Annotated in this window: 8 protein-coding genes; all 8 read left to right on the forward strand. The window is 41.0% G+C overall.

The features are described 5' to 3' along the window. The first annotated feature begins 27 nt into the window (after positions 1-27). The 8 genes from ACHSBP_RS11360 to ACHSBP_RS11395 all read left to right on the forward strand — a co-directional run bounded on the left by ACHSBP_RS11360 (position 28) and on the right by ACHSBP_RS11395 (position 14,437). The gene (locus tag ACHSBP_RS11360; RefSeq protein WP_395388899.1) at positions 28-1,014 is read left to right on the forward strand and encodes a WD40/YVTN/BNR-like repeat-containing protein; all 987 of its coding nucleotides are present in this window, start codon (positions 28-30) and stop codon (positions 1,012-1,014) included. A 2-nt stretch (positions 1,015-1,016) separates the two neighbouring features. Further along, a complete protein-coding gene (locus ACHSBP_RS11365) occupies positions 1,017-3,341 on the forward strand; it encodes an RND family transporter (RefSeq protein WP_395388901.1) in 2,325 nt (774 codons plus the stop codon). A gap of 203 nt (positions 3,342-3,544) precedes the next feature. Continuing rightward, positions 3,545-8,383 carry an NAD-glutamate dehydrogenase gene (locus ACHSBP_RS11370; protein WP_395388903.1) on the forward strand — a complete coding sequence of 1,613 codons (4,839 nt, stop codon included), beginning with the start codon at positions 3,545-3,547 and terminating at the stop codon, positions 8,381-8,383. 66 nt (positions 8,384-8,449) lie between these two features. Next, positions 8,450-9,460 (forward strand): quinone-dependent dihydroorotate dehydrogenase, encoded by a 1,011-nt coding sequence (pyrD, locus tag ACHSBP_RS11375; protein WP_010560021.1) that lies wholly within the window; start codon positions 8,450-8,452, stop codon positions 9,458-9,460. Between the two features lie 114 nt (positions 9,461-9,574). Beyond that, on the forward strand, positions 9,575-10,108 hold the full coding sequence (locus ACHSBP_RS11380; RefSeq protein WP_040641629.1) for a cell division protein ZapC domain-containing protein: 534 nt from the start codon (positions 9,575-9,577) through the stop codon (positions 10,106-10,108). Between the two features lie 66 nt (positions 10,109-10,174). Further along, a complete protein-coding gene (gene rlmKL, locus ACHSBP_RS11385; RefSeq protein ID WP_010560023.1) occupies positions 10,175-12,307 on the forward strand; it encodes a bifunctional 23S rRNA (guanine(2069)-N(7))-methyltransferase RlmK/23S rRNA (guanine(2445)-N(2))-methyltransferase RlmL in 2,133 nt (710 codons plus the stop codon). After that, positions 12,300-12,524, forward strand: coding sequence for a glutaredoxin family protein (locus ACHSBP_RS11390; RefSeq protein ID WP_010560024.1), 225 nt, complete (start codon positions 12,300-12,302; stop codon positions 12,522-12,524). The genes rlmKL and ACHSBP_RS11390 overlap by 8 nt, the downstream gene beginning before the upstream one ends. A gap of 2 nt (positions 12,525-12,526) precedes the next feature. After that, the gene (locus ACHSBP_RS11395; protein WP_395388904.1) at positions 12,527-14,437 is read left to right on the forward strand and encodes an ABC transporter ATP-binding protein; all 1,911 of its coding nucleotides are present in this window, start codon (positions 12,527-12,529) and stop codon (positions 14,435-14,437) included. Position 14,438 lies beyond the last annotated feature (1 nt).

A 14,438-nucleotide genomic window follows, 5' to 3' on the forward strand; every position in this document is an offset into this window, starting at 1 on the left:
GGCCGTTTTTCTCACAACGCTACCTATATGAAAAAATATCTATTTTTAATCGGCTCTCTATTGACGACTAGCGCAATTGCGCAAGTTACACCACAGGCGGCAATTCCAGCTAAACTTGCGGCTAAAAATCTATTAACCGATATTACCCGTGTCGGCAGCCAAACTTTGGCAGTTGGTAAGTGGGGAAATATTGTTTATAGCAATGACAACCAAGAATGGCTACAAGCAAACTCTCCAGTACAAAGCTTGCTAACGGGGGTTTATTTTATAAATGCAAATATTGGTTGGGCGGTAGGCCACGACGCAACGATTTTGCATACTAAAGACGGCGGAAAAAATTGGACAATTCAGCAGTTTTTACCTGAATTAGATAAGCCGTTACTTGATATTCTGTTTTTTGATGCCAACCACGGATTAGCAATTGGCGCGTATGGCTTAAGTTATCGCACAACTGATGGTGGTAAAACATGGCAAAAAGAATTTTATGATTCGCTGTTGTATGAAGAAGACCGTGCGTATCTGAATGACTTAAAAGAATCCGATCCAGAAGGGTACAAAATAGAAACCCAAGCGATTCTACCGCATTTTAATAAAATATTTTTAGATGGCGAAACACTGTGGCTAGTGGGTGAGCTAGGTTTAATGGCTACCAGTAGCGATATGGGTAAAACATGGCAACGCTTAGATGAAATTTATGCCGGCTCATTTTTCTCATTTAATAAATTAGATAATCAATACCTAGTCGGTGGCTTGCGCGGTACTGCGTTTTCTAGCACTGATGGTGTTGAGTGGACACAATTAGAAACTGACACCACAGCATCGATAAATAATATTGAAATTGTCGGTAATAAAGCGGTGCTTTTGGCTAATAGTGGTGTGTGGTTTACCTACAGTGATAACCAGTTAGTTAAATTTGTTACAAAAGACGGCAAATCACTTTTGGCGGGTGCGAAGAATAATAATGAATTAATCGTCGCATCAGAAGCGGGAATACATAAACTTAGCGTGCAGTAATTATGAATTCATTATTAACAAAAATAGAAACAAGTCTTTTTAGACACCGCTTAGCAGTATTGTTTATCTTTATTGCGGCCACTGTATTTTTAGGTTTCCAAGCTACTCAAATTAAACTCGATGCGTCGTTTAATAAGAATATTCCGTTAAACCACGAGTACATGAAAACCTACCTTAAGCACGAAAAGCAATTTGGCGGTGCTAATGGTATTTTAATTTCAGTGTGTGATACGCGTGGTGACATTTTTAATGAAGAGTTCTTTACCCAGCTTAAAAATGTGCACGATCAGTTATTCTTTATTCCGGGTGTTAATCGACCGCTTGTAAGTTCGATATTTGCACCGAGCGCGCGCTTTGTTGAAGTAGTTGAAGACGGCTTTGCCGGTGGACCAATTATTCCAGCAGATTTCAAAGCCGATTCGCGCGGTCTTGCAACTGTTAAATCAAACATTGAAAAAGCAAAAGTTGTTGGCCGTATGGTAGCGAACGATTATTCGTGCGCTATGGTAACAGCTCAGTTAATGGAAACGGATCCAAAGACGCAAGAAAAACTGGATACCTTAGTATTTGCTGAAAAGCTTGAATCGGAGATTCGCAACAAATTTACTACCGATAACGTATCTATTCACATTATTGGGTTCGCTAAAATGGCAGGTGATGTTGCCGATGGCGCAAAAGATGTTGTGTTGTTTTTCTTAATTGCAATTTTAATCACAACTGTGATGGTTTGGCTTTTCTGTAAGAGTATGAAGCTAACCGTGTTACCAATTGTGTGCTCACTTATTGCGGTAATTTGGCAGCTTGGTCTATTAAATCTGGTTGGCTTTGGTCTTGATCCAATGTCAATTTTGGTTCCATTTTTGGTATTCGCTATCGGTGTAAGTCATGGCGTGCAGATGATCAACAGTATTGGTCAGAAAGTGGCGAAGGGCTTGTCTAATAAGGTTGCAGCGCAATCTAGTTTTGCTGCATTGCTTGTTCCTGGTGGTATTGCATTATTGTCTGACACTGTTGGTTTTATCACGTTATTATCAATCGACATTGGTATTATTCGTGAGCTTGCGATTACAGCGAGCCTTGGTGTAGCGGTAATTATCTTTACCAACCTTGTATTACTACCCGTGATAGCATCTTACCTTGATTACACCAAAATGAAGCGTGTTGATGATGGTAATGGCGAGACGCACGATGCATTTGCGGGTATTCGTGAAATGCTTGTTAAAGCCACTGAGCCAAAAGCAAGTAAGGCGATTTTATTTATTGCTGCTGCTCTTTTTGTATTTGGATTTATTAAATCAAACGAAATGCAAATTGGTGACTTACATGCGGGTGCACCGTCGCTTCATGAAGATGCCCGTTATAACCAAGATACTTTCCTTATCACCGACAAATATTCGATCTCGGTTGATATTTTAAAAGTGATTGTTGAGGCAGAGCCAGAAGCGTGTACTTTCCACGATACCATGGAGCGAATCGATCGTTTCCAATGGAAATTACAAAACGTTGACGGTGTGCAATCCGCTGTATCTCTTAGCAGTATCGCACAGCAGGTTAACGCTGGTTACAACGAAGGTAATTTAAAGTGGCAAACTCTGCCGCGCAACACAGCATCACTTGTACAAGCGTCTAGCCGCGTAGAAACAAGCTCAGGTTTATTAAACAGCGATTGCTCTGTGATGCCAATTGTTGCCTTTATTGAAGACCATAAAGCGAAAACGATTAATCACGTAGTTGATGCGGTTAAGCAATTCGCCGAAGAAGAGGGCACAGAGACACTTAAATTTAAGTTAGCGTCGGGTCCAGTTGGCGTTATGGCTGCGACAAACGAGTCAGTAAGCGAAGCGCAATTGCCGATGATGATCTACGTTTACGGTGCGGTAATTTTACTTTGCTTAATCAGTTTCCGTTCGTTACGTGCCACCATTGCGGTAGTGTTACCGCTTTATGTGGTGTCAACACTTGCACAAGCGCTGATGGTGTCGCTAGAAATTGGTTTAACAGTAAGTACCTTACCGGTAATTGCACTGGGTGTTGGTATTGGTGTTGACTATGGTATTTACATTCTATCGTCAATGAGTGGGTTATTGCGCCAAGGCGTACCGTTAACAGAAGCATATCGCCGTGCGTTGATTGAGCGTGGTAGTGCGGTACTGTTTACCGGTATTACCTTAGCTGTTGGTGTAAGCACTTGGGTATTTTCTGCACTTAAGTTCCAAATGGACATGGGAATTCTGCTAACCTTTATGTTTTTGGTCAACATGATAGGTGCTGTACTCCTCCTACCAGCGCTAGGTACACTACTGTGGCGCAAAAAAACTTCTGAATAAATGTGTACTGAAATGGCCAGAAATGGCCATTTCTATCTATATTTTGTGAATAGTAAGCCAACTGGTTGAAATATGTACTGGTTTGCTACAAAAAATGCTATTTATATCTATGCTAAAAGAGTTAGAATTCACCTGACTCCATTGCAGTTTGTTAGACTGCAAATAGTTACCGTTCACAGGTAGGTATAGATAAGGAACACATAATGACTCAACAAGAAGGCCAAACCTCAGTTTTACTTGAAAACGTATCGTCTTTGATCCGTAGTAAGGTAAAAGCCACAAATGTGTCGCTTGTCGAAAAGTTTGCTAAAACACTCTACAGTAATATGTCGACTGAAGACTTAGCAAGCCGTAATGACAGTGACTTATATGGCGCAGCGCTTAGCTTATGGAATAGCTTGGAAAAACACACTGATGATACAGCGCTTATCCGTGTATTTAATCCAGAACTCGCTAATAATGGTTGGCAATCCTCTCACACAATCGTAGAAATAATCGCAAAAGACATGCCGTTTTTAGTGGACTCTGTTCGCATGGCTTTGGCGCGTGAAAATATTGTTTCACACTTATTACTTCACTCTCCGTTAAAAATTAAGCGCGACAAAGATGGTTTAATCTCTGCATTGTCTGGTATGAAGACAGAACAAGAGTCTGACTCAAACAAAACCGTGTTCTTTATTGAAATCGACCGTCAGTCTGATAAGTCGGTTATTGCATCTATTAAAAAAGAGTTAGAGTCAGTGTTGGCAGATGTGTCAGTAGCCGTTGAAGACTGGTTAGCGATTAAAGATAAACTTGTGTCTATCAGCAAAGCGCTGCCAAAACGTAAAGGCATTAAAAATAAAACTGAAGTTAAAGAAACAGTTGAGTTCTTAGATTGGTTAGCAAAAGATAACTTCACACTTATGGGTTATCGCCAATACGACTTATCACCGATTAAAGGTGACTATCAGTTAACAGGTGTGGCTGACACAAGCTTAGGTATGATGAAGTTATCAGATGAGACTAAATCTCGTCGCCTTTCTGATTTACCAGAAGTTGCACGTAAAGAAGCACACAGTGATAACTTGCTTATCCTTACCAAAACAAACTCACTTTCACGCGTTCATCGTCCAGCTTATATTGATTACATCGGCATTAAACGTTTCGATGACGAAGGCAATGTAATTGGTGAAGATCGCTTTATTGGTTTGTTCTCTTCGAGCTTCTATAACAACAGTGCAGCAGACGTACCGGTACTAAAAAGTAAGATCAAGCGCGTACTTGATATGACAGACTTTGCGCCGGGCACGCATGCATACAAAGCGGTACTTAATATTTTAGAAACGTACCCACGTGATGAGTTATTACAAGCACGCGAAAAAGAATTATTAGAAGTTGCTCTTGGCGTTCACCATATGCAAGAACGTGATATGTCACGTGTATTTGTACGCCAAGATACCTATGGTCGTTTCTTCTCGTGCATGGTTTATGTACCAAGAGAGCGCTATAACACGGCATTGCGTCGTGAAACGCAAAACATTCTTGCGAATGCGTTTGGCTCAAACGAAAAAGTTGAGTTTACCACCTTCTTCTCAGAATCAATGCTAGCACGTACGCATTATACGGTACGTGGTTGCGACCAAAATGTTGAATATACAGTGAAACAAATCGAAAGAAACCTAATTGAAGCGGCCCGTACATGGGAAGATAAACTTCACAGTGCATTACTAGAGCGTGCAGGCGAATCGCGCGGCAATGAACTTGCTCGTAAGTATTCTAAAGCCTTTGCTAGTGCCTACCGTGAACAAGTACTGCCAAGTGCTGCTGTTGTTGATATTGAAAAGCTAGAAAGCTTGTCAGACGAAAACAAGCTTGCAATGCTGTTTTACCGTCCGCAAGAAAGTGCCAATACAAATCAGGTACGTTTAAGCCTATATCACAAAAACGAACCAATTCACTTATCAGATGTAATGCCAATTATTGAGAACTTTGGTCTTCGTGTTATTGGTGAAACACCGTACTCAGTGAAGACCGAAGATGGTCAAGTAAACTGGATTATGGATTTCAGCATGCTGATGAGCAATGATGACCTTGACGATTTCTCGAAGGTGTCGGAGCGTTTCCAACTTGCATTGCTTAATGTATGGAACAACAAGCTTGAAGATGATGGTTTCAATAAACTTGTTCTTGCGGCAAGCTTAAAAGGACGCGAAGCGTCGATCATTCGTGCCTACGCAAAATACATGCGTCAAATTGGTGTGACGTTCTCACAAAGCTACATCGAAAGCACATTTGAGAACTACCCACATATTGCACAGCTACTTGTAAAATTATTCGATAAGAAGTTCTCACCTAAGTCTAAGTTTACTGAAAAAGGCTATGAGAAAATCGTTAACGATATTATTGCTGAACTTGATAATGTTGCGAACTTAGATGATGACCGAATTATTCGACTTTACGTTGATATGATTGGTGCAACACTGCGTACTAACTTCTATCAAAAAGATAAAGACGGCATCAACAAGTCTTACATTTCATTTAAGGTTCAACCAAGCCTAATTCCTGACATGCCATTACCACTGCCTGCGTTTGAGATTTTTGTTTACTCGCCGCGTGTTGAAGGTGTTCACTTACGTGGTGGCAAGGTTGCTCGTGGTGGTTTACGTTGGTCAGACCGCCGTGAAGATTTCCGTACAGAAGTATTAGGTCTTGTTAAAGCCCAGCAAGTTAAAAACACCGTAATTGTACCTGTAGGTTCAAAAGGTGGTTTTGTTTGTAAACAGCTGCCAACTGATCGCGAAGCCTTCTTTAAAGAAGGTCAAGAGTGTTACAAACTATTCATCCGTGGTTTATTGGATATCACAGATAACATTCACCACGGTGAAATTTTACCGCCAGTGGATGTCGTACGTCATGACGAAGACGACCCATACCTAGTAGTTGCAGCCGATAAAGGCACCGCGACTTTCTCAGATATTGCAAATGGCATTTCTGAAGAATACGGTTTCTGGTTAGGTGATGCATTCGCATCAGGTGGTTCAATTGGTTACGACCACAAAGCCATGGGTATTACTGCTAAAGGTGCGTGGGAATCAGTTAAACGTCACTTCCGCGAAATTGGCATTGATTGTCAGACGACTGACTTTACCTGTGTTGCCATTGGTGACATGGCAGGTGACGTATTCGGTAACGGTATGCTGTTATCTAAGCATATTCGTCTGCAAGCTGCATTTAACCACATGCATATCTTCATCGACCCGAATCCAGATGCAGCGTCTTCATACCTAGAGCGCAAGCGTATGTTTGAACTACCACGTTCATCGTGGGAAGACTATAACAAAGACTTAATTTCTCAAGGCGGTGGTATTTTCTCACGTAGTGCGAAGTCAATTACACTGACGCCTGAAATTAAGAAAATGCTAGGTACTAAGAAAGTTACAATGACACCAAATGAGTTGTTACGTGCAATCTTAATGATGCAGGTAGACCTAATTTGGAACGGTGGTATTGGTACTTACATCAAAGCGAAATCTGAAACGCATGCTGATGTGGGCGACCGAGCAAACGATGCGCTACGTGTTAATGGTGAAGAGCTTAACGCGAAGATCTTCGGTGAAGGTGGTAACTTAGGTGCAACGCAATTAGGTCGTATCGAATTCACTGCTAATGGTGGTCGCATGAACACAGACTTCATCGATAACGTGGGTGGTGTTGCGTGTTCAGATAACGAAGTAAACATTAAGATTTTACTAAATGGTCTGGTTTCTGAAGGTGATTTAACTAAGAAACAGCGTGACGAATTACTTTATTCAATGACGGATGAAGTATCAGAGATGGTATTAAAAGACTGTTACCGTCAAACGCACACAATTTCTGTAACACAGTTAAAAGGCCCACAAACGCTTAAAGAGCAAATTCGCTTTATTCACGCGCTTGAAAAAGATGGCAAACTTAACCGTGATATTGAATTCTTACCTTCTGACGAAGAGTTAGCAGAACGTCAAGCAGCAGGTAAGGGCTTAACGCGTCCAGAACTTTCTGTACTTGTGTCATACGCTAAAATGGTGCTTAAAGAGCAGCTTGTAATCGAAGAAATCACTGATAATCCTTATTACCGAAGCTTGTTAGTTGATGCATTCCCAGCACCGCTGCGCGAACGTTTCAACAATGCGATGGATAACCACCCACTGCGTGGTGAAATCATTGCAACTAAACTAGCCAACCAAATCGTTAATGATATGGGTCTGAACTTTATCGTTCGTATGAGCGAAGAGACAGGTGCACCAGTAAGCGAAATTGTACTTTGTTACTCAATGGCTAAAGCGGTATTTGAATTGGGTAATGCATGGCAAGATATCTCTGCACTTGATAACCAGATCCCGTCAATTGTACAAACAGAAATGTTGTATCAATTACGCCGTACTGTACGTCGCGCGACACGTTGGTTCTTACGTCACCGCAACAAAGCACTCAACATTGAACAAACAATCGAGTTCTTTGCACCTGCGTTTAATGACTTAAGTGAAAACATCACGTCGTATATGGTTGACGAAGAAGCTGAAAAACTGAATACAGAAATTAACTTATTGGCTAAAGAAGGTGTACCAAGTGCACTGGCTAAGCGCATTGCACAACTTTCAAGCTTGTTCTCAGTGATGGACTTAGCGCAAGTAGCAGATGCATCAAGTAAACCAATTTCACAAGTTTCTGAAACTTACTTCAAGCTTGGTGCGGGCATGGGTCTACACTGGTTCTTAGATCAAATTACTAAGCAACCGGTTGCCAACCACTGGCAAGCACTTGCACGTGCATCGTACCGTGAAGAGCTTGATTGGCAGCAGCGTTCTCTTTCACAAGTTGTGCTTAATAACTGTGAAACAGCGGGTTGTGATGTTGATACCATCATTGAAAGCTGGATGAACGAGCACCAAGTACTGCTTGAGCGTTGGCAGCATATGTTGGCTGAGTTTAAAACGTCGCAAACGCACGACTTTGCAAAATTCTCGGTGGCATTACGCGAATTAATGCTACTAAGCCACAATTGCGATACTGCGCAATAACAAAAATTTAGATACAATACCCCGGAATTTTCCGGGGTATTTTTTTATTAAGAGGTCAACACAATTATGTTTTATGATTTAGCGCGTCGTTTTATGTTTAGTAAAGATGCTGAATGGTCGCATGACTTTGCTTTATCAAACCTAAAGCGATTTGCCAATACACCGTTATCGATGTGCTGGTCTCAATCGGTTGCAAGTAAACCAACCACGTTTTTAGGTTTAGAATTGCCAAATCCAGTTGGTCTTGCTGCGGGTCTTGATAAAAATGCCGAATGCATCGATGCCTTTTCACAAATGGGCTTTGGCTTTATTGAAGTAGGTACGGTGACACCGCGCCCACAGGCAGGTAACGACAAACCGCGTATTTTCCGTTTACCTCAGGCTAATGCGGTGATTAACCGTATGGGCTTTAATAATAAAGGTGTAGATTACTTACTAGAGAACGTAAAAAATGCGCAGTACAAAGGCATATTAGGCATTAACATTGGTAAGAACAAAGACACGCCTAATGAGCAAGGTAAAGACGACTACATTCACTGTATGCGTAAAGTATTTACCAGTGCATCTTATATTACGGTGAATATTTCATCACCTAATACCCCAGGACTACGTGACTTACAATATGGTGAGGCGCTAGATGATTTACTTGGTTCACTTAAGAATGAGCAGCTTGATTTAGCAGCAAAACACGGTAAACAAGTACCTATGTTAGTTAAAATTGCACCGGATCTTGATCAAATTCAAGTTCAGCAAGTATCTGAATCATTGATCAATAATAAAATTGACGGCGTGATTGCAACTAACACGACGCTTGATCGCAGCGCAGTAGAAGGCATGCAACATGCGAATGAAGCAGGGGGCTTATCGGGTCATCCAGTTCGTCAGAAATCTACGGAAATAGTTAAAGAAATTAAACGCTTAACTAACGGTGAGTTGCCAATTATCGGTGTCGGTGGTATTGATTCGGCCGAATCTGCGAAAGAAAAATTCGCCGCTGGCGCTGATTTAGTGCAAGTGTACACTGGTTTTATTTACCAAGGACCACCTATGATCAAAAAGATCATAAGCGCCTTATAAGGATCGGTTATTTAACATTATGATCCTATTGAAAATATTCTAAAAAATAGTTTATTTTTAGTACCATAGCTCTATAATCCTCAAGATGTCATGTTTTGGGGATTTTTTGATATTATGTTGCAAGCAGGGAAAGATTGGCGTTGGCTAACGTGTAAAGAGCGAAACCGTTTAGTGTTGTATGTCGAATCAACACGCGAAGAGCTTGTTATGCCATATAAAACGCGTCAACTTACGCAAGCAGCAATCGAGGGTAGTTGCTTTAGCCTCGAAGATGCTGCCCTGTATGAGCAGATCTGTCATTATCTCTCAGCTTTTAGCATTTGGAGCGAAGGCGAAATAGCCGTTATTGCATTACATGCGACAGCAGCCAAATTACACCTTAAGCCAGTTCTTGCTAAAAGTTGGTTTTTCAAACCTTATCAAGGCCACACCCCAAGTACCGAAGCGATTATTACCCTTAATTCACAGAAGCAAAGCGGTCAGTTTTTGATTATTGAATGCGGTAATGATGCCAGTGTGTGCATGTGTTTAGAGCATCAAATGCAACTAGACGATAATTTTGCATTAAGTCGTTTTGAAACCATTAAAGTGCTTAACGATCGTGTAAATCCTATCTTAATCAACCAATCACAGCTAAAACGCGCCTAGGCTTTATCGCTACTCGAATTTAAAACTGTTATACTTCAGCCAGATTTTTTAACTGGGTTTTTTGCTTTGAGCAATTCGCTTTCTTTTATTGCACTAACGTCGATTGGTGTTGAAAATTTACTCGCTACTGAAATTCAAGCCACTGGCGCTGAAATTACTAAACAGAGTATTGGTTCTATTCGTTTTAACGCATCCAATAAACAAGCACAAACACTGTGTTTAGCGAGTCGCTATGCGACACGGGTTATGATGTTGCTGACCGAATCGGATACCGTTAATACCAAAGATGATTTATACGCGCTTGCCAAAGGGTTTGATTGGCAAGAGTACTTTGGGCCAACGCAAACGTTTGCAATTGATTTTAGCGGGACTAACCGTGAACTGAAAAATACTCAGTTTTCAACATTGGTAGTAAAAGATGCAATTGTCGATTCTTTCTTTGCAAGTCATCAACAACGTCCTAGCATCTCTAAAACGTCACCTAATGTACGTATTGTTGGTCGTTTAAATAAAGAAAAATGTGCTTTATATATCGACTTTTCAGGCCCAGGCCTTTCGAAACGTGGTTATCGTCCTCATCAAGGCGATGCGCCGATAAAAGAACACTTAGCGGCGGCGTTAGTAAGTCGTTCAGGTTGGCTAAATGATACCTCGCGCCCGTTGTTTGACCCGTGTTGTGGTTCAGCAACGTTATTAATTGAAGCGGCGATGATGGCGTGGAATATTGCACCGGGTTTATATCGCAAACATTTTGCGTTCGAATCACTTCCGGGGTTTCGCGCGGCAAAATTCAAAGAACTAAAACAAGAACTTAAAGACCAACAAACCGATCAAAAGCTGTATTTAATTGGTAATGATATTGATGAACGCGTATTACAAAAAGCGCTAAATAATATTGAAAGTTTACCTTTTGCAAAGTTTATTCAGTTAAAAAAAGCAGATGCCAATAAACTCACTGCAGTAGCAAAACTCCCTGGGGTGGTGCTATCTAACTTACCGTATGGTGAGCGTTTAGGTGAAAAAGCAGAGTTAGTTAATTTGTATCGTCACTTAGGTGATGCGTTTAAAAAGCATTTTAAATTTTGGCATTTGGCGCTATTTGCAACCGATGCTAGTTTATTAGCCCTCTTAAAACTTGCCAAGAAAAAGCAGTACAAACTGAAAAATGGCCCGTTAGATTGTGTGCTTAATCTTTATGATTTAGACGAGAAAAATACTGAGCAATCAAGCCAAACTAAACTTAACTACGATGGCTCGATGGCGTTTGCTAATCGTCTTAAGAAAAACCGTCAAGGTCTTAAATCATGGCTTAAAAAAGAAGGCGTTAGTTGTTATCGTTTATACGATGCGGATATTCCAGAGTACAATGTTGCCGTTGATGTTTATAACGAGTACTTGGTGATTTATGAATATGCGCCACCAAAAACCATTGATGAAGCAACGGCAGAAAAGCGCTTACAAGATATTATTTATTTATCTGCGCAAACCCTTGATATTGCACCAAGCAATATTGTTGTAAAACAGCGTAAGCAGCAAAAGGGCACATCTCAGTATCAAAAAGCACAGCGTACCGACAAGTCAAAAAATAATATGACGGTAGAAGAATACGGTGTGAAGTTTAAAGTTAATCTACACGACTATTTAGATACCGGACTATTTTTAGATCACCGTTTAGCACGTCGTTATATGCAGCAAAATTGCAAAGATTTACGTGTACTTAATTTGTTTGCGTATACCTGTAGCGCATCAACGCACGCAGCGGTAGGTGGTGCAAAATCGGTGACCAGTGTTGATATGAGTAATACCTACTTAAAATGGGGCCGTGAAAACTTTGCGTTAAATAACCTTAACAGCCCGCGTTATCATTTTGAACAAGCGGATTGCCTTGCATGGTTAGAGCAAGCAACAGGTCAGTTTGATTTTATCTTTTTAGACCCGCCGACATTTTCAAACTCAAAGCGCATGAAAAAAGAGTTTGATGTTCAGCGTGATCACATTAAGTTGTTTACTTGGGTAAAACGTATTTTGGCACCAAACGGTACCTTGTTGTTTTCAAATAACAAGCGCGGTTTTACGATGAACGAAGAAGGCTTACTTGACCTTGGCTTGATAGCAGAAAATATCAGCGATAAAACACTTTCGCCTGATTTTAAACGCAACAAGCAAATTCACAACGCGTGGCTTATCCGCAATGCCTAAGATAACGCTGTATCACACAGAGGGTTGTCACTTATGTGAGCAAGCGCATGCATTATTTGTGCAAGCCGGCTTAGCTACAGAGCTAGATTTAGTCGACATTGTTGACGATGAAACGTTAATGGCTGAGTACCAGACGACGATTCCGGTAGCTGAGTTTAGCACTGGCACAAAACTATTTTGGCCATTTGATCTTGAAGACATTTTAAAAAATAAATAATCATGGATTTAATTAGAATTACAGGAGCGCAGTTAGCGTTCGGCACACACCCATTGCTTGATAATGCAGAAATGCTGATTGAAAATGGCGAGCGGGTATGTATTGTAGGTCGTAACGGCGCTGGTAAATCAAGCTTGCTTAAAGTGCTTGATAGTCAAATTCAGCTGGATGATGGTGAAATTAACCGTCTGAGTGGATTAAAAGTAGCACGCCTTGAGCAAGACCCACCAAAAGGTGCGAATGGCACCGTATTTGATTATGTTGCCAATGGCTTACCGCACATTGCGACACTGTTGATTGAATATCACGAAGTGAGCGCGAAGCTAAGTCAAGATAACAGTGACAAAACACTTAAACAGTTCGAGCGCTTATCGTCTCAGTTAGAGGCAAACGACGGTTGGCGTTTCGAAACGCAAATAAACCAAGTGCTAAGTCAGTTAGAACTCGATCCAAACAGTGATTTAACCGCGCTGTCGGGCGGTTGGCTTAGAAAAGTAGCGCTTGCGAAAGCATTGGTAGGTGAGCCAGATCTGTTATTACTGGATGAACCAACTAACCACTTGGATGTTGCCAGCATTGAGTGGCTGGAAAAATTCTTAAAAGAATTTAATGGTGCGATCGTATTTATTTCTCACGACCGTGCATTTATTCGTTCAATGGCAACACGTATTCTTGATTTAGACCGAGGTAAGCTGGTCTCTTACCCGGGTAATTATGAAAAATATCTAGAGCAAAAAGAGCACGCATTAAAAGTTGAAGAAAGCCAAAATGCCTTGTTTGATAAAAAACTCGCGGAAGAAGAAGCATGGATCCGTCAGGGCATTAAAGCGCGCCGTACGCGTAATGAAGGTCGTGTTCGTGCACTTAAACAACTGCGTGTAGAACGAAAAGCCCGTGTTGAAAAACAAGGTAAGGCCGATTTCAACATAGAAAGTGCTCAGCGTTCTGGCAAGTTAGTATTTGAAGCTAAAGGCATTAGCCAAGGCTTTACAAATAAGCCAATAGTGAAAGACTTCTCTACCTTAGTTATGCGTGGTGATCGTATTGGGCTAGTTGGGCCAAATGGTGTTGGTAAGACAACGTTACTGAAAATTCTATTTGGCGAATTAGCGCTGGAATCAGGCAAAGTAAAGCAAGGTGTTAATTTAGAAGTTGCTTATTTTGATCAGTATCGCTCGGTACTCGACGAAGAAGCCAGCGTGCAAGATAATGTTGCTGACGGTAAACAAGAGGTGAACATCGGTGGCCGCAGTCGTCATGTGCTTGGTTATTTACAAGACTTTTTATTCCCACCAGCACGAGCGCGTTCACCTGTTAAGTCGTTATCTGGTGGAGAGAAAAACCGCTTATTACTGGCAAAATTATTTGTTAAACCAAGCAATGTATTGGTACTCGATGAGCCGACCAATGATCTAGATGTTGAAACACTTGAATTACTTGAAGAAATTCTCGCTAATTATCAAGGTACTGTGTTGGTTGTAAGTCACGACCGTGAATTTATCGACAATACCTGTAGTACAGTATGGGGCTTTTTAGGTGATGGCAAAGTAGTGGAAGTGGTTGGTGGATACCAAGATTTTCAAAATTATGCGCAGTCACTTGCTGAAAAAACAGTAATTGAACAAAAACAAAAAGACACAGAAAAGGACAAAAAAGTCGCAGATAAGCCTTTAGCTAAAAAAGCAGGCAAGTTATCATACAAATTAAAACGAGAACTCGAAGATCTACCCGCTTTATTAGAATCGCTTGAACAAGAAGTTGAAGAACTTCAAGAAGTTGTTAACTCCCCCGATTTTTTCAAGCAAGATAGCGAGCAAACTCAGAAAACCTTGAACCAATTACAGCAAGCAGAGTCGAAGCTTGAAACCGCTTTTATGCGCTGGGAAGAATTGGAACAGTTACAGGATCAGTAGT

It is taken from the genome of Pseudoalteromonas sp. XMcav1-K, from assembly GCF_044005875.1.
Lineage (GTDB): Bacteria > Pseudomonadota > Gammaproteobacteria > Enterobacterales > Alteromonadaceae > Pseudoalteromonas > Pseudoalteromonas spongiae.